The 15784-nt window shown below is 71.2% G+C and carries 11 protein-coding genes; 9 read left to right on the forward strand and 2 right to left on the reverse strand.

What is annotated here, in order from left to right; genetic code table 11:
- Nucleotides 1-387: 387 nt before the first annotated feature.
- The 4 genes from ACZ4TV_RS16995 (at nucleotide 388) to ACZ4TV_RS17010 (ending at nucleotide 7376) form a co-directional block, all read left to right on the forward strand.
- Nucleotides 388-2658 (forward strand): IucA/IucC family protein, encoded by a 2271-nt coding sequence (locus ACZ4TV_RS16995; RefSeq protein WP_468135322.1) that lies wholly within the window; start codon nucleotides 388-390, stop codon nucleotides 2656-2658.
- Between the two features lie 32 nt (nucleotides 2659-2690).
- Nucleotides 2691-3371 carry a GNAT family N-acetyltransferase gene (locus ACZ4TV_RS17000; RefSeq protein ID WP_468135324.1) on the forward strand — a complete coding sequence of 227 codons (681 nt, stop codon included), beginning with the start codon at nucleotides 2691-2693 and terminating at the stop codon, nucleotides 3369-3371.
- A gap of 98 nt (nucleotides 3372-3469) precedes the next feature.
- The gene (locus ACZ4TV_RS17005; protein ID WP_468135326.1) at nucleotides 3470-5353 is read left to right on the forward strand and encodes an IucA/IucC family protein; all 1884 of its coding nucleotides are present in this window, start codon (nucleotides 3470-3472) and stop codon (nucleotides 5351-5353) included.
- A 52-nt stretch (nucleotides 5354-5405) separates the two neighbouring features.
- On the forward strand, nucleotides 5406-7376 hold the full coding sequence (locus ACZ4TV_RS17010; RefSeq protein ID WP_468135328.1) for an ATP-dependent DNA helicase: 1971 nt from the start codon (nucleotides 5406-5408) through the stop codon (nucleotides 7374-7376).
- A gap of 119 nt (nucleotides 7377-7495) precedes the next feature.
- On the opposite strand, the gene lexA is transcribed toward ACZ4TV_RS17010, so the two are convergent.
- Nucleotides 7496-8290 carry a transcriptional repressor LexA gene (gene lexA, locus ACZ4TV_RS17015; RefSeq protein WP_468135330.1) on the reverse strand — a complete coding sequence of 265 codons (795 nt, stop codon included), beginning with the start codon at nucleotides 8288-8290 and terminating at the stop codon, nucleotides 7496-7498.
- A gap of 469 nt (nucleotides 8291-8759) precedes the next feature.
- Here lexA and nrdR point away from each other — a divergent pair, with 469 nt between their 5' ends.
- Together nrdR and ACZ4TV_RS17025 are read left to right on the forward strand one after the other, a co-directional pair.
- Nucleotides 8760-9269, forward strand: a complete 510-nt coding sequence (gene nrdR, locus ACZ4TV_RS17020) for a transcriptional regulator NrdR (RefSeq protein WP_468135332.1) — start codon at nucleotides 8760-8762, stop codon at nucleotides 9267-9269.
- Nucleotides 9270-9436: 167 nt separating this feature from the next.
- Nucleotides 9437-12325, forward strand: coding sequence for a vitamin B12-dependent ribonucleotide reductase (locus tag ACZ4TV_RS17025; RefSeq protein WP_468135334.1), 2889 nt, complete (start codon nucleotides 9437-9439; stop codon nucleotides 12323-12325).
- A 161-nt stretch (nucleotides 12326-12486) separates the two neighbouring features.
- Here the strand turns inward: ACZ4TV_RS17025 and ACZ4TV_RS17030 are convergent, their stop codons facing one another.
- On the reverse strand, nucleotides 12487-13446 hold the full coding sequence (locus ACZ4TV_RS17030; RefSeq protein WP_468135336.1) for a DUF1152 domain-containing protein: 960 nt from the start codon (nucleotides 13444-13446) through the stop codon (nucleotides 12487-12489).
- Nucleotides 13447-13555: 109 nt separating this feature from the next.
- Between ACZ4TV_RS17030 and ACZ4TV_RS17035 the strand changes: the two genes are divergently transcribed.
- From ACZ4TV_RS17035 to ACZ4TV_RS17045, 3 genes are all read left to right on the forward strand, one after another.
- Nucleotides 13556-14413: an arylamine N-acetyltransferase family protein gene (locus ACZ4TV_RS17035; protein ID WP_468135338.1), complete on the forward strand. Its 858-nt coding sequence runs from the start codon at nucleotides 13556-13558 to the stop codon at nucleotides 14411-14413.
- 32 nt (nucleotides 14414-14445) lie between these two features.
- The gene (locus ACZ4TV_RS17040; RefSeq protein WP_215144515.1) at nucleotides 14446-15051 is read left to right on the forward strand and encodes a YdbC family protein; all 606 of its coding nucleotides are present in this window, start codon (nucleotides 14446-14448) and stop codon (nucleotides 15049-15051) included.
- A gap of 72 nt (nucleotides 15052-15123) precedes the next feature.
- Nucleotides 15124-15783 carry a histidine phosphatase family protein gene (locus tag ACZ4TV_RS17045; RefSeq protein ID WP_468135341.1) on the forward strand — a complete coding sequence of 220 codons (660 nt, stop codon included), beginning with the start codon at nucleotides 15124-15126 and terminating at the stop codon, nucleotides 15781-15783.
- Nucleotide 15784: the final 1 nt, after the last annotated feature.

The following is a 15784-nucleotide window of genomic DNA, read 5'->3' on the forward strand; positions in this document are numbered from 1 at the left end:
CGAGGACCCGCGATGCCAGACCCGCACCCGTCCACGCCCATCACTCCCGTCACCCCCACCACCCCAATCCACCCGAACCCACTACCGGAGCCCCCGGTCGCCCACCAGCCACCACCGGCCTCGGCACCCGACCGGCCCGCCACACCACAGGCACCGGCCCACCCGCAGCCGCTCCCGGCCCCCGGCCTCGCCCCCGGGCAGCCGACGCCCCCGCGTGCCACCACCCCCCGCCCCGACCCCGGGAGCGTCACCTCGGGGCAGCCGTCATCGCCGCCGGACATCGAGCCCGCGACCCCGGCGGCCCCCGCGACGCGCGACTCCGCCGGGACCCCTGCCCCGACGCGGCCGGGCTCAGCGACGCGGTTGTCCCCGGCGCCCCGGCTCAACGTGCCCGAAGCGCAGGCCTCCGGACCCGCCGAGAGCCCTTCGGCTCCGCCCGCCGAGGGCCGCCAGCCGTGGCCCGCGTCAGCGACGTCTCCCGACCCCGCTCCCCCCGGGCCCCTGCACCCGGCTCCCCCCGCGTGGAAGCCCGCCGGCCCCGCAGCGCCGCCGCCCGCTCCCGCAGCAGACGCGACGGCGTCGCCCCCCACCACCGCCCCAGGTGCCGAACACGGGCCGACCCCCGCGTCGGCAGCCGGAGCCGCCGAACCGCACGCCGCCTCCGCCTCCCCGGCCGCCGAACCGCACGCCGCCTCCGCCGACCCGGCCGCCGGGCCCCGCTTCGGTACGCCCGCCTGCCCCGACGAGCTCACACCGGAGGGGCAGCCGCCGCAGGGCCAGGCGGACACCCCGGCCGCGCCGCCCCCACAGCTCCCCGCAGCGGGCACGGCGCCGACGGCCACCGTGCCGCGGCAGAAGGACGGCACGCCCAGACCCCGTTCCGGCTGGACAGGCACCCTCCGACCGGAGCCGGCCGCGCTGCCCGACCTCCTGGACCACCCCGACCCGGCCGTCGCCGCCGAAGCCGCGGCAGTGGAGAACCTGCTCCGGTGCTGGGTCCGCGAAGCCGGACTCGGCCGCCCCGACGGCCCCGCCGGGACCCCTCTTCGTATCCCCCTTCCCGCATCCGGCACGGCCCTGCTCGTCTTCGTCCGCCACTGGTCCCACGCCGGCTGGCACCGCTTCGGTCCCGCCCGGCTCGAAGGCGCACCCGCCGCCGCGCCCTCCCTGGACGCCGTCACCCTCGCCGCGCTCATCGCCCGAGAGGGCACGAGCGGTGGCCGCGGCAGCGCCGACCTCGTCGGCCGGGTCGCCGACTCGGTCCGCCGTACCGCCGAGTTCATCGCCGACCGCCGAGAACGCCCCACCGCCCCGGCCCCCGTAGGTGGGGACCGCTTCCTCACAGCCGAACAGTCGCTCCTCCTCGGTCACCCCCTCCAACCGGACCCGAAGAGCCGCGAAGGACTCTCCGAGGCCGAGGTACGCCGCTACTCACCCGAACTGCACGGCTGCTTCCCCCTGCACTGGTTCGCGGTCGAACCCGCCGCCCTCGCCACCGAATCCGCCTGGACCGAGAGCGGCCGCCCCGTCTCCGCCCCGCAGCTCCTCGGCCGACTCGCTCCCGGGCTCCCGCTGCCCGACGGCGCCACCCCCCTTCCCCTGCACCCCTGGCAGGCCCGCGACCTGCTCCAGCGCCCTGCCGTCACCGCCCTCCGCGACGCAGGACTCCTGCACGACCTGGGCCCGTACGGCGAGCCCTGGTACCCCACCTCCTCCGTCCGCACCGTCCACCGCCCGGGCGCCCCGGCGATGCTCAAGCTCTCCCTGGGCCTGCGCATCACCAACTCCCGCCGCGAGAACCTCCGTAAGGAACTCCACCGAGGTGTCGAGGTGCACCGGCTGCTCCGCACCGGCCTCGCCGAGCAGTGGCAGGCGGCCCACCCCGGCTTCGACATCGTCCGCGACCCCGCCTGGGTCGCCGTGGACGCCCCGGACGGCACCCCGGTCCCCGGACTCGACGCCCTGCTGCGCCACAACCCCTTCCGCTCCGGCGACGACGCCGTCTGCATCGCCGCGCTCACCGCTCCCCGCCCATGGCCCGGCCGGAACGCCATGAGCTCCCGCCTCGCCGAGCTCGTCTCCGGCCTCGCCGCCGCCACCGGACACACCACCTCCGCCGTCGCCGCCGAGTGGTTCCTGCGCTACCTCGACCACGTGGTCCTGCCGGTCCTCGCCTTCGACGCGCTCGCCGGCATCGCCCTCGAATCACACCAGCAGAACACCCTGGTCCTCCTCGACCCGGCCGGCTGGCCGATCGGCGGCCGCTACCGCGACAACCAGGGCTACTACTTCCGCGAATCCCGCCGCGCGGAACTGGAGCACCGGCTCCCCAGTATCGGCAGCGCCAGCGACACTTTCGTCTCCGACGCCGTCACCGACGAACGCTTCGCCTACTACCTCGGCATCAACAACGTGCTCGGCCTCATCGGCGCCTTCGGATCCCAGCGGCTCGCCGACGAACGCGTCCTCCTCGCCGCCTTCCGCCGCTTCCTCGCCAAGGCCGCGGACCTCGGCCCGCTCCCCACGCGGCTGCTCGACTCGCCCACCCTGCGCTGCAAGGCGAACCTCCTCACCCGCCTGGGCGGTCTCGACGAGCTGGTCGGCCCCGTCGACACCCAGTCCGTCTACGTCACCATCACCAACCCCCTTCACGATTGACGCGTCGGCGCCGACGCGGAGAAGAGCCCCCGATGCGCTCCACCGACACCCCTGCCCCTTCCGCCGGACCCGCGCTCGACGCCATGGACGACATCGTCGAAGCACGCCTCAACGCCGACCTGTTGCCGCTGCTCGCCGAAGCCGACCTGCTCGATTCCCCGGCCACCTGGGGCAGCACCACCACACCCGCCGGAGCCTTCCGCCTCGAGCCCGTACGCCCGGACCGCGACCTGGAGCTCCTCACCGGCTGGATGAACGACCCCGACGTGGCCGCCTACTGGGAGCTCGCCGGCCCCGCCGCGGTCACCGCCGCCCACCTACGGGCCCAGCTCGACGGCGACGGCCGCAGCATCCCCTGCCTCGGCCTCCTCGACGGCACGCCGATGAGCTACTGGGAGATCTACCGGGCCGACCTCGACCCGCTCTCCCGGCACTACCCCGCGCGCCCCGACGACACGGGTATCCACCTGCTCATCGGAGACGGCACGAACCGCGGCCGCGGTCTGGGCACGACCCTACTGCGCGCCGTCGCCGACCTGGTCCTCGGCAACCGCCCCCGCTGCACACGCGTCATCGCGGAACCGGACATCCGCAACACCCCCTCCGTATCAGCCTTCCTGAACTCTGGTTTCCGCTGTTACGCGGAAATCGACCTTCCCGAGAAGCGCGCCGCTCTGATGATCCGGGAGCGGGCGCTGCGCAATCTCCTCTGAGTGCCGCCCCGCAAGCCCTGACCGTCGTCGCCGCTTCGCACCTCTCCCTTCGAAAACTCTGCGTCGCGCAGCAAAGTTCCCGATCTTCGAGGAGTCTCGTGCCGAACTTCCCCGCAGCCGCACCCGACACGGCGGAACCCGCCGTGCCACCCTCACCCCAGCACCCCTGCACACCACCCGAACTCACCCGTACGACCTGGGACTTCGCCGCGCGCCGACTGCTCGCCAAGATGCTCGCCGAGTTCGCCTACGAGGAGATCATCAACCCCGTTCCCACCCCGGCCGCCGCCGGCGACGCATGGACCCTGACCCTCGACGACGGCAGCAGCCTCGGCTTCCGCGCCCGCCGCCGTTCGTACGGCAGCTGGCACGTCAGCCCGGACACCATCACCCTCACCCCGCCGCCCCCGCCCCCCTCCCCGGCCCTGCCGACCGGATGGGGAAGCCCGACGGCCTTCGGCGACCCGTACGCCTTCCTCATCCGCGCCCGCACCCTCCTCGGCCTCGACGGACCCACGCTCGGCCACCTCGTCCGGGAGCTGAGCGCCACCCTCGCGGCCGACGCCCGGATCGAGCACACCGCCCTCACCGCCGACGTCCTCGCGGACCTCGACTACGCCGCCCTCGAAGGCCACCAGACCGGCCACCCCTGGCTCGTCCTCAACAAGGGCCGCATCGGACTCTCCGCCTCCGACACCGCGGCCTGGGCCCCCGAGGCACGCACCCGCCAGCGGCTGCCCTGGCTCGCCGCCCACACCTCGCTCGCCGCCTACCGCGGCACCGCCGGGCTGGAGGATCCCGCCCGCCTCTACTCCGCCGAGCTCGACCCCGTCACCCGCGCGGCCTTCGACCAGACCCTGCGCGACCGCGGTCTCGACCCGGTCCGCTACCTCTACCTCCCGGTCCACCCCTGGCAGTGGGACGAGGTCGTCCTGCCCCTCTTCGCCCCGGCCCTCGCCTCCGACGCCCTCGTGCCGCTCCCCGCCGACCCCGACGTGCGCCTGCCCCAGCAGTCGATCCGCACCTTCCTCAACCTCAGCCGCCCCGACCGGCACAGCGTCAAACTCCCGCTCTCCGTCTTCAACACCATGGTCTGGCGGGGCCTGCCCTCCGACCTCGCCCTCGCCGCCCCCGCCGTCACCGCCTGGATCCACTCCCTCCGCGACGCCGACCCCTTCCTCAGGGAGGAATGCCGGGTCATCCTGCTCGGCGAGGTCGCCTCCGTCACCGTCCGCCACCCGGTCTACGACGAGCTCCCCGATGTCCCGTACCAGTACAAGGAGCTCCTCGGCGCGATCTGGCGCGAGCCCCTCGCCGGCCTCCTCGCCCCTGGCGAGCGCGCCCGTACGCTCGCCTCCCTCCTCCACACCGACCCGCGCGGCCGGTCCTTCACCGCCGAGCTCGTCGCCCGGTCCGGTCTGACCCCCACCGCCTGGTTGCAGCGCCTCTTCGCCGCCGTCCTGCCCCCGCTGCTCCACTTCCTCTACCGCTACGGCACCGTCTTCTCCCCGCACGGCGAGAACGCCATCGTGATCTTCGACGAACACGACGTACCTGTCCGGCTCGCGGTCAAGGACTTCGTGGACGACATCAACATCAGCGACGAACCGCTGCCCGAGCTGGACTCCCTGCCCGACGAGGTCCGAGCGGCCCTGCTCACCGAGCCCGCCGACTTCCTGCCCCAGTTCATCCACTCCGGGCTCTTCGTCGGCGTCTTCCGCTACCTCTCGGCCCTGTGCGAGGACCGCCTCGGCGTCCCGGAGAGTGATTTCTGGTCCCTCGTGCGGGCGGAGATCCTGCGCCACCAGGCCCGTTTCCCCGAGCTCAAGGACCGCTACGAGCTCTTCGACCTGCTCGGCGAACGCATCGAGCGGCTCTGCCTGAACCGGAACCGGCTCTACGAAGACGGCTACCGCGACCGCCCCGACCGCCCGCACGCCGTGCGGCACGGCACCGTACTCAACCCCTTGTACCGGCCATGATTCATCGTCGGTGCGCTCGCTGTCGGTGGGGCCCCGTAGGGTTGGCAGTGCTATGACGAAGCCCTCCCTCCCCGACCTGCTGCACGCCGCCGTCTCCGCCGTCGGCGGCACGGAGCGCCCCGGCCAGGTGGCCATGGCCGAAGCCGTCGCCGAAGCGATCGACGACAACTCCCACCGGCTCATCCAGGCCGGTACCGGCACCGGCAAGTCCCTCGGCTACCTGGTGCCGGCCCTCGCCCACGGCGAGCGCGTGGTCGTGGCCACCGCGACCCTCGCCCTCCAGCGGCAGCTCGTCGAGCGCGATCTGCCCCGGACGGTGGAGGCGCTGCATCCGCAGCTGCGCCGCCGCCCGCAGTTCGCCATGCTCAAGGGCCGGTCCAACTATCTGTGCCTGCACCGGCTGCACGAGGGTGCTCCGCAGGACGAGGAGGAGGGCCTCTTCGACCAGTTCGAAGCGGCCACCCCCACCAGCAAGCTCGGCAAGGACCTCCTGCGCCTGCGCGACTGGGCGGACGAGACGGAGACCGGCGACCGCGATGACCTGACACCGGGCGTATCGGACAAGGCCTGGTCGCAGATCTCCGTCTCCTCCCGCGAGTGCCTGGGCGCGACGAAGTGCGCGTACGGAGCCGAGTGCTTCGCGGAAGCCGCACGCGAGCGGGCCAAGCTGGCGGACGTGGTCGTCACCAACCACGCGCTGCTCGCCATCGACGCCATCGAGGGCGCCCCCGTGCTTCCGCAGCACGAGGTGCTGATCGTTGACGAGGCCCACGAGCTGGTCTCCCGGGTGACCGGGGTCGCCACCGGCGAGCTCACGCCCGGGCAGGTCAACCGGGCCGTGAAGCGTGCTGCCAAGCTGGTCGACGAAAAGACGGCCGATGCCCTGCAGACGGCCTCCGAGTCCTTCGAGCGGGTCATGGAGCTCGCGCTCCCGGGCCGCCTGGAGCAGCTCCCCGAAGACCTCGGCTACGCGCTGATGGCACTGCGTGACGCCGCGCGCAATGTGATCTCGGCGATCGGTTCGACCCGCGACAAGTCCGTGCACGACGAGGACGCGGTACGCAAGCAGGCCCTGGCCGCGGTGGAAAGCGTCCACGGGGTGGCGGAGCGGATCACCAACGGCTCCGAGTACGACGTCGTCTGGTACGAGCGCCACGACCGCTTCGGCGCCACCCTCCGGGTCGCTCCGCTGTCGGTGTCCGGCCTGCTGCGCGAGAAGCTGTTCGAGGACCGCTCCGTGGTCCTGACCTCGGCCACCCTCAAACTGGGCGGCGACTTCAACGGGGTCGCTGCCTCCTTGGGCCTGTCCCCCGAGGGGGTCGAGGGGGACGACGTACCCGTCTGGCGGGGACTCGACGTGGGCTCGCCCTTCGACTACCCGAAGCAGGGCATCCTCTACGTCGCCAAGCACCTGGCCACGCCGGGCCGCGAGGGGACCCGCGGCGACATGATGGACGAGCTCGCCGAGCTGATCGAGGCGGCCGGCGGCCGTACCCTCGGACTCTTCTCCTCCATGCGCGGCGCAAAGGCGGCCGCCGAGGAGCTGCGCGCCCGGCTCGACAACCCGATCCTGCTCCAGGGCGAGGAGACGCTCGGCGAGTTGATCAAGGCGTTCGCCGCCGATCCGAAGACCTGCCTGTTCGGGACGCTGTCGCTCTGGCAGGGAGTGGACGTGCCCGGGCCCAGCTGTCAGCTCGTGGTCATGGACCGGATCCCCTTCCCGCGCCCCGACGACCCGCTGATGAGCGCCCGCCAGAAGTCGGTGGAGGAGCACGGCGGCAACGGCTTCATGGCCGTCGCGGCCACGCACGCCGCCCTGCTGATGGCCCAGGGCGCGGGTCGCCTCGTACGGGCCACGGGCGACCGGGGTGTCGTGGCGGTCCTGGACCCGCGGCTGGCCACGGCCCGGTACGGGAGCTTCCTGCGGGCCACGCTGCCGGACTTCTGGTACACCACGGACCGCAACCAGGTCCGCCGCTCCCTCGCCGCGATCGACGCGACGGCCACGGCCGACGGCAAGTAGTCCGCCGGTCCCCGGGCCGAGCGGTCCGCCGGTCCCCCGGGCCGGTCCGCCGGTCCGGGCACAGAACAACCCCCGGGACCGGCGCAGTGGGTCCCGGGGGCTGGATGGCGGCGGCGGGCTCAGACCCGTCGCAGTACCGCGACGACCTTGCCGAGGATGGTCGCCTCATCGCCGGGAATCGGCTGGTAGGCGGAGTTGTGCGGGAGGAGCCAGACATGGCCGTCCTCGCGCTTGAAGCGCTTGACGGTGGCCTCGCCGTCCAGCATCGCGGCGACGATGTCGCCGTTCTCCGCCACCGGCTGGCGACGGACCGTGACCCAGTCGCCGTCACAGATGGCGGCCTCGATCATCGAGTCGCCGACGACCTTGAGGACGAACAGCTCGCCGTCGCCGACGAGCTGGCGGGGGAGCGGGAACACGTCCTCGACCGACTCCTCGGCGAGGATCGGGCCGCCGGCCGCGATCCGGCCGACCAGGGGAACGTAGGACGCGGCGGGCTTGCCGGTGGTGTCCGTGGGCTGCGAGCTCGGCTGGTCGGAGCCACGCACCTCGTAGGCCCGGGGCCGGTGCGGGTCACGGCGCAGGAAGCCCTTCCTCTCCAGGGCCATCAGCTGGTGCGCGACCGAGGACGTGCTGGACAGGCCGACCGCCTGGCCGATCTCGCGCATCGACGGCGGGTAACCCCGGCGCTGCACGGAGTCGCGAATGACCTCGATGACCCTCCGCTGCCGGTCCGTGAGCCCGGAGCTGTCGGCGCGGATGCCTGGAGGTCGACCTGGCAGCGAGCGTGCGGGGCGTACTACGGGCTCCGCATCCGGGTTCAGGTTTGCGTCGTTCATGGCATGCACCGGCTCGAGTCGGCTCTGGGAGCGGTTCTGGGCAGTGATGGCGGCACTGTCTGCGGTGGTGGTCACGTCGGCCCCTCTCGAAATGTTCTCCCTAGCTGGACAACGGTAGTTGCTTTCGAAAGGTTGCGCCAAACACACGTTCGAGTGAAAAATCGCAGATCATCTCGCGTGGGCATATCGAGGGGTGTATAGACGATCGGTTTGCCGAACGCGGGTTCGGCTCGGCATCCGCTGCTTACGGTACCCTTCCCGGTCGGGTCGCCACTGTCCGGGTCCGTGCTCAGTGTGGCACCGGGAGGCCTCGTATCCGCCTATCGGACGCCGCGACACGCAGAGCCGTCTAAATCCACCGCAACCCAAGATCTAGTGGTTGGATGAGCGCGGCCGCCCAGAAGTTGTGGTCCTCGGGTCTGTCGAGGGTCCCGGCATCGCATATGCTGGTGGCTGCTCCAAGAGCCCCCGGTAGAGCCTGTCTCTGCCGTTCAGGGGCTCCGTGGGGTGATTCAGTCGTGCCAAGAGGGAGGGTGAGGGAACCATGCACTGCCCCTTCTGCAGGCACCCCGACAGCCGCGTCGTCGACAGCCGCACCACGGACGACGGCACGTCGATCCGCCGGCGCCGTCAGTGCCCCGACTGCTCCCGTCGCTTCACGACGGTGGAGACGGCCTCGCTGATGGTGATCAAGCGCAGCGGGGTGACCGAACCCTTCAGTCGTACCAAGGTCATCTCCGGCGTGCGCAAGGCGTGCCAGGGGCGGCCGGTCACCGAGGACGCCCTCGCCAAGCTCGGCCAGCGGGTCGAGGAGGCGGTGCGCGCCACCGGGAGTGCCGAGCTGACCACCCACGACGTGGGTCTGGCCATACTCGGTCCGTTGCAGGAGCTCGATCTGGTCGCGTACCTGCGCTTCGCGTCCGTTTACAAAGCGTTCGACACCCTTGAAGACTTCGAGACCGCCATCGCGGAACTGCGCGAGCAGCGGCCTCACCCTGAGCGCGAGCCCGGCGGGACCGGTTCGGTCCCCGTGCCCGCCTGCGCCGCCGACTGACCGGAACGGCCCGCGCCGCGAGCACGAGCAGCGCGACGCGGCCGGTCAGCCCAGGGGCCCCTCCCGGCGGTAGCCGGGGGAGACACACGTAGAAACAGAGACATAGCACCGTGCCGCGGAATATCGCTGGCACATTAGGGCGTTTTTGCCCGCATATGGGAGGCGGCATGACAGAGACGGCGAGCAGCTCGGCACGTGGTTCCCGCGCCAAGGGGACCAAGGCTGCCAAGGGCGGCCTGCGTATCGAGCGCATCCACACGACCCCCGGCGTGCACCCCTACGACGAGGTGAGCTGGGAGCGCCGTGACGTCGTCATGACCAACTGGCGCGACGGCTCGGTCAATTTCGAGCAGCGTGGCGTCGAGTTCCCCGACTTCTGGTCGGTGAACGCGGTCAACATCGTCACCAGCAAGTACTTCCGCGGCGCGGTCGGCACCGCGCAGCGCGAGACCGGTCTGAAGCAGCTGATCGACCGGATCGTGAAGACGTACACGAAGGCCGGCGAGGACTTCGACTACTTCTCGTCGCCCGCCGACGCGGAGATCTTCGAGCACGAGCTCACGTACGCCCTCCTGCACCAGATCTTCAGCTTCAACTCGCCGGTGTGGTTCAACGTCGGCACGCCCCAGCCGCAGCAGGTCTCCGCCTGCTTCATCCTGGCCGTCGACGACTCCATGGAGTCGATCCTCGACTGGTACAAGGAAGAGGGCATGATCTTCAAGGGCGGCTCCGGCGCCGGCCTGAACCTCTCCCGCATCCGCTCCTCCAAGGAGCTCCTCTCCTCCGGCGGCAACGCTTCCGGCCCGGTCTCCTTCATGCGCGGCGCCGACGCGTCCGCCGGAACGATCAAGTCGGGCGGCGCCACCCGCCGCGCGGCCAAGATGGTCGTCCTGGACGTGGACCACCCGGACGTCGAGGCCTTCATCGAGACCAAGGTGAAGGAGGAGGAGAAGATCCGCGCCCTGCGCGACGCGGGCTTCGACATGGACCTGGGCGGCGACGACATCACGTCCGTCCAGTACCAGAACGCCAACAACTCCGTCCGCGTGAACGACGAGTTCATGACGGCCGTCGAGAACGGCACCAAGTTCGGCCTGCGTGCCCGCATGACCGGCGAGGTCATCGAGGAGGTCGACGCGAAGGCGCTCTTCCGCAAGCTCGCCGAGGCCGCGTGGGCCTGCGCGGACCCGGGCATCCAGTACGACGGTGTGATCAACAACTGGCACACCTGCCCCGAGTCCGGCCGCATCACCGCGTCCAACCCCTGCAGCGAGTACATGCACCTGGACAACACGTCCTGCAACCTCGCCTCGCTCAACCTGATGAAGTTCCTCAACGACGACGGCAAGGGCAACCAGTCCTTCGACGCCGAGCGCTTCGCCAAGGTCGTCGAGCTCGTCATCACCGCGATGGACATCTCCATCTGCTTCGCGGACTTCCCCACGCAGAAGATCGGCGAGAACACCCGCGCCTTCCGCCAGCTGGGCATCGGCTACGCCAACCTCGGCGCCCTGCTGATGGCCACCGGCCACGCGTACGACTCGGACGGCGGCCGCACCCTCGCCGCGTCGATCACCTCGCTGATGACCGGCACGGCGTACAAGCGCTCCGCCGAGCTGGCCGCCATCGTCGGCCCGTACGACGGCTACGCCCGCAACGCCGAGGCGCACAAGCGCGTCATGAAGCAGCACGCCGACGCCAACGCCGTCGCGCCGCGCACCGACGACCTGGACAACACGATCTGGGCCGCGGCCACCGAGGCCTGGCAGGACGTCCAGCGCCTCGGCGAGAAGAACGGCTTCCGCAACTCCCAGGCCTCCGTCCTGGCGCCGACCGGCACCATCGGTCTCGCGATGTCCTGTGACACCACCGGTGTCGAGCCGGACCTGGCCCTGGTCAAGTTCAAGAAGCTCGTCGGCGGCGGCTCGATGCAGATCGTCAACGGCACCGTCCCGCAGGCCCTGCGCCGCCTGGGTTACCAGGAGGAGCAGATCGAGGCCATCGTCGCCCACATCGCCGAACACGGTGTGGTCGTCGACGCCCCCGGCCTGAAGACCGAGCACTACTCGATCTTCGACTGCGCCATGGGCGAGCGTGCCATCTCCCCGATGGGCCACGTCCGCATGATGGCCGCGATCCAGCCCTGGATCTCCGGCGCGATCTCGAAGACGGTCAACATGCCGGAGTCGGCGACCGTCGAGGAGATCGAGGAGATCTACTTCGAGGCGTGGAAGATGGGCGTCAAGGCGCTCGCGATCTACCGCGACAACTGCAAGGTCGGCCAGCCCCTCTCCGCCAAGAAGAAGGAGGAGGAGAAGCAGGAGGTCACCGCCAAGACGGAGGAGACCATCCGCGCCGCCGTCGAGAAGGTCATCGAGTACCGCCCCGTCCGCAAGCGCCTCCCCAAGGGCCGCCCGGGCATCACCACCTCCTTCACGGTCGGTGGCGCCGAGGGCTACATGACCGCGAACTCCTACCCGGACGACGGTCTGGGCGAGGTCTTCCTGAAGATGTCCAAGCAGGGTTCGACCCTCGCGGGCATGATGGACGCCTTCTCGATCGCCGTTTCGGTCGGCCTGCAGTACGGCGTGCCGCTGGAGACCTACGTCTCGAAGTTCACCAACATGCGCTTCGAGCCGGCCGGCATGACGGACGACCCGGACGTGCGGATGGCGCAGTCGATCGTCGACTACATCTTCCGCCGCCTGGCGCTCGACTTCCTGCCCTTCGAGACCCGCTCGGCCCTCGGCATCCACACCGCCGAGGAGCGCCAGCGCCACCTGGAGACCGGCTCCTACGAGCCCCTCGAGGACGAGCTGGACACCGAGTCCCTGGCGCAGTCGGCCCCGCTGGCCGCCGTGCCGGCGGCCCCGAAGCCGGTCGCGGCCGCTCCGGTCCCGGCTCCGAAGACGGCCCACAGCAACGCCGAACTGGTCGAGATGCAGCTCGGCGTCTCCGCCGACGCCCCGCTCTGCTTCTCCTGCGGTACGAAGATGCAGCGCGCCGGCTCCTGCTACATCTGCGAGGGCTGCGGCTCCACCAGCGGCTGCAGCTGATACCGGGCGCAGCCGCGTGGGACGCACCATCCGACGTAGCCCGCACGGGTAGCTGACCAGCAGCTCACGAAGGGGACCGGCCCGAAGGCCGGTCCCCTTCGTCGTGCCTGTGCCGAAGATCTGGGCGCAATCCGCCCCAACAGGGGTCTGGACTGCCGGGCTCAGTGGGGGATGCGGCGGGACGGGCGGGTGACGAGATCCTCGCGGAATTCCGCGATCCGGGAATGGACCTGGCGCATCACGTGGGTGTCCTCGATGCGGTCCAGGTAGAGGCAGCGCGCCGCCAGGCCCGGCAGGTCGAAGGCGAAACACAGGGACATCAGCGGGTTCACGAAGAGCTCGCTGCCCTGGGTGCGGGTGGTGAACTGGACGTCGCCGAAGGAGCCCCGGACGGCCGCGGCGATCGAGCCGTTCACGATGCTGGGACGCTCCGGGGTCTGCTCCTGGGCGTGCGCCACCGCGTCCAGGAAGAGCGCGCCCTCGCGGGTGGCGCGCGGTATGGAGAACGCGCCGAGGTACGCCCCCTCGCGCTCCAGCGCCGCGATGTTCTCCAGCACCAGGGCGTGGCTGACCCCGTGGTACGCGTCCACGCCGAAGCCTACCGACACGACGAGGCGCTGCGGCACGTCGTCCAGCGCGGCCAGCGCCGCCACGCTGGTCAGATCCTCCTCGGGGGTGCCGAGGCCCGCCTCGTCACCCCGCATCAGGATGTCCGTGCCGCCGTCGACCAGGACGATCGCGTCGATGCGGTGGAGGTCGACCAGGGCGCGGTAGGCCGCGCGCAGCGGCTGCACCCCGATCTGGGGGAAGGCGTAGACGGTGGCCGGGTAGCCGTGCGCCTCCAGCCACCGGGCGAGTGTCCGCTCGGGAAAGTAGGTCTGATGGGGCGCCGAGTGCGGGGTGACGGCGGCGAGGTCGGGGGCCGCCCACTCCTCGACGGGCAGTCCGGCGAGGTGGCTGAAGGAGAGGTTCGCCAGGTGGACCTCCTTGCCCTGGTGCAGGAGGGAGAGGGCGAGGGGAAGGCCGGCGTAGATGTCGAAGCCGCCGCCCGCGCCGGCGACCAGGATGCGTTCGGCGTCGGCGAGGCGGGCGAAGAGCGGGTTGGTGTGCAGGGCCGTCATGGCGATCATTGTGCGGGTGTGGACCAATCCGTGCCCCCGAATATCACGGTCTGCGACGGCAGGCGCCGCGGGGGAAACGGGGAACCGGGAGATGGGGGAGATGGGGGAGATGGGTCAGATGGGGACCATGTGGAGCGGTGGCGAGCTGGACCTGGACGCGTATCTGACGCGGATCGGGTATGAGGGAGGTTCGGGGCCGGCCGGGGAACTCCGGCCCGACCTCCCCACGTTGTACGCAGTGCACCGGGCCCATACCGCCGCCATCACCTTCGAGAGCCTGGATGTCCTGCTCGGCCGCCCCGTCGCGCTGGACGTCAAGTCGATCGAGGACAAGCTCGTGCACGGCCGTCGAGGCGGCTACTGCTACGAGCAGAACTCGCTGCTGGCCGCTGCCCTGGAGCGGATCGGCTTCGAGGTCGTCGGGCGCGGTGCCCGCAACCGCACCCGTGGGGACTCCCTGCTGGCCGTGACGCACGCCGTCCTCGTCGTCACCGTCGAGGGTGAACCATGGCTGTGCGACGCCGGTTTCGGCTACCAGGGCCCTCGCGAGCCGGTTCCGCTGGCGCGGCCCGGTGCCGAGGTGCAGCAGGGGGAATGGACGTACCGCGTCCGCGAGGAGGAGGACGGCATCCTCGTGCTGTGCCTGCTGCGCGGAGGAACCTGGCGGGACCTCTACGCCTTCCCCCCCCAGCGCTACCACCCCGTCGACTACGTCCTGCTCAACCACTACAGCTCCACCCACCCCGGCTCCTCCTTCATCGGGAGGGTCATCGTCCAGCTCCCGGGCGATGCCGTCCGCCGGGCGCTCATCGGGCGGGAACTCACCCGTCTGTATCCCGACGGGCGGGCCGAGCGGGAGCTCGTCGGCCCGGACGAGCTGCTCGCCATGCTCGACCGGGAGTTCGGGCTTCGGCTGCCCGAGCGGGACGCGGCGGAACTGGTGCGGATCCACCGCGCCGGGGACTGACCCGGGCCGCGCCGGGCCCGTACGATGGCGCAGTGCTGGTCAAGTGGATTCGCTGCACGGTGACGGACCGACGCGGGTTCGAGCGCGGGCAGCGAAAATGGGCGGGGCTGCCGGGCGAGCCGGGATTCCGGGGGCAGGGCGGCGGCTGGAGCCGGGGCCGGCAGGGGGTCGCGCATGTCTTCGCGTTCTGGGAGAGCCGGTCCTTCTACGACTCCTTCATGGCCCGCTCGCACGACCGGCTGGCCGCCGCCCAGAACGGCACCTACACCGATGCGCGAGTCACCCTCTTCGATCACCGCTTCGACGTGAAGACGGGCTTCGAGCCGCGCTTCACCGATGCCGACGTCGTGCGGGTCGCGCACACCCGGGTCCGGGAGGGCCGGGTCGACCACTTCGCCCTCATGCAGGAGAAGGTGTGGAATCCGGCCATGGCGGGCTCGCCCGGGATGATCCGCGGCCTCTTCGGGGAGGCCCCGGGCCGGGAGTTCCTGGTGCTGTCGATGTGGCACGCCGCCGCCGAGCACGGCAAGTACCGGCAGGAGCGGGTCGAGCGGCTGTCCCTGCGCGCCCAGATCCAGGCCGATGTCGAGGCCCTCACCGGTGACGTCGTCGACCTCGAACCCTCCTGGACGGTATGACCGTACGACGACCGCCAGGCCGACCGGCGTGCCCGGGCGGCCGGCCGGCCGGTGGCCGAATAGGGTCGTGGGATGGTTCGACCACGGCGCATCGTCCTAGTCCGGCACGGGGAATCGGAGGGAAACGCCGACGACTCGGTGTACGAGCGGGAGCCCGACCACGCCCTGCGGCTGACCCGGACCGGGCGCGAGCAGGCGGCGGCGGCCGGGGTACGGCTGCGCGAGCTCTTCGGCGGCGAGACGATCAGCGCGTACGTCTCCCCGTACCGCCGCACCCTGCAGACCTTCCGGGAGCTGCGGCTGGATCCCTCACGCGTGCGAGTCCGCGAGGAGCCGAGGCTGCGCGAGCAGGACTGGGGGAACTGGCAGGACCGGGACGACGTACGGCTGCAGAAGGCGTACCGGGACGCGTACGGACACTTCTTCTACCGGTTCGCGCAGGGCGAGTCGGGGGCCGACGTGTACGACAGGGTGGGCGCCTTCCTGGAAAGTCTCTACCGCAGCTTCGAGGCCCCGGACCATCCCGAGAACGTGCTGCTGGTGACGCACGGGCTGACGATGCGGCTGTTCTGCATGCGCTGGTTCCACTGGTCGGTGGCCGAATTCGAGGCCCTGTCCAATCCCGGCAACGGTGAATTCCGGATGCTGCTGCTCGGCCCGGACGGCCGGTACCGGTTGGACCGCCCATTTGAGCGGTGGACCACACCCGAGCCTTATGACCTGGACGGCTAGA

It is taken from the genome of Streptomyces sp. NPDC028910, assembly GCF_055564955.1.

What these genes read in the sequence shown, in the direction of transcription:
- ACZ4TV_RS17030 (WP_468135336.1), bottom strand. Translation starts at nt 13,446, where the DNA reads ATGACGGCCCTGCACACCAACCCGCTCTTCGCCCGCCTCGCCGACGCC.
- nrdR (WP_468135332.1), top strand. Translation starts at nt 8,760, where the DNA reads ATGCACTGCCCCTTCTGCAGGCACCCCGACAGCCGCGTCGTCGACAGC.
- ACZ4TV_RS17035 (WP_468135338.1), top strand. Translation starts at nt 13,556, where the DNA reads ATGGGTCAGATGGGGACCATGTGGAGCGGTGGCGAGCTGGACCTGGAC.
- ACZ4TV_RS17025 (WP_468135334.1), top strand. Translation starts at nt 9,437, where the DNA reads ATGACAGAGACGGCGAGCAGCTCGGCACGTGGTTCCCGCGCCAAGGGG.
- ACZ4TV_RS17010 (WP_468135328.1), top strand. Translation starts at nt 5,406, where the DNA reads ATGACGAAGCCCTCCCTCCCCGACCTGCTGCACGCCGCCGTCTCCGCC.
- ACZ4TV_RS17045 (WP_468135341.1), top strand. Translation starts at nt 15,124, where the DNA reads ATGGTTCGACCACGGCGCATCGTCCTAGTCCGGCACGGGGAATCGGAG.
- ACZ4TV_RS17000 (WP_468135324.1), top strand. Translation starts at nt 2,691, where the DNA reads ATGCGCTCCACCGACACCCCTGCCCCTTCCGCCGGACCCGCGCTCGAC.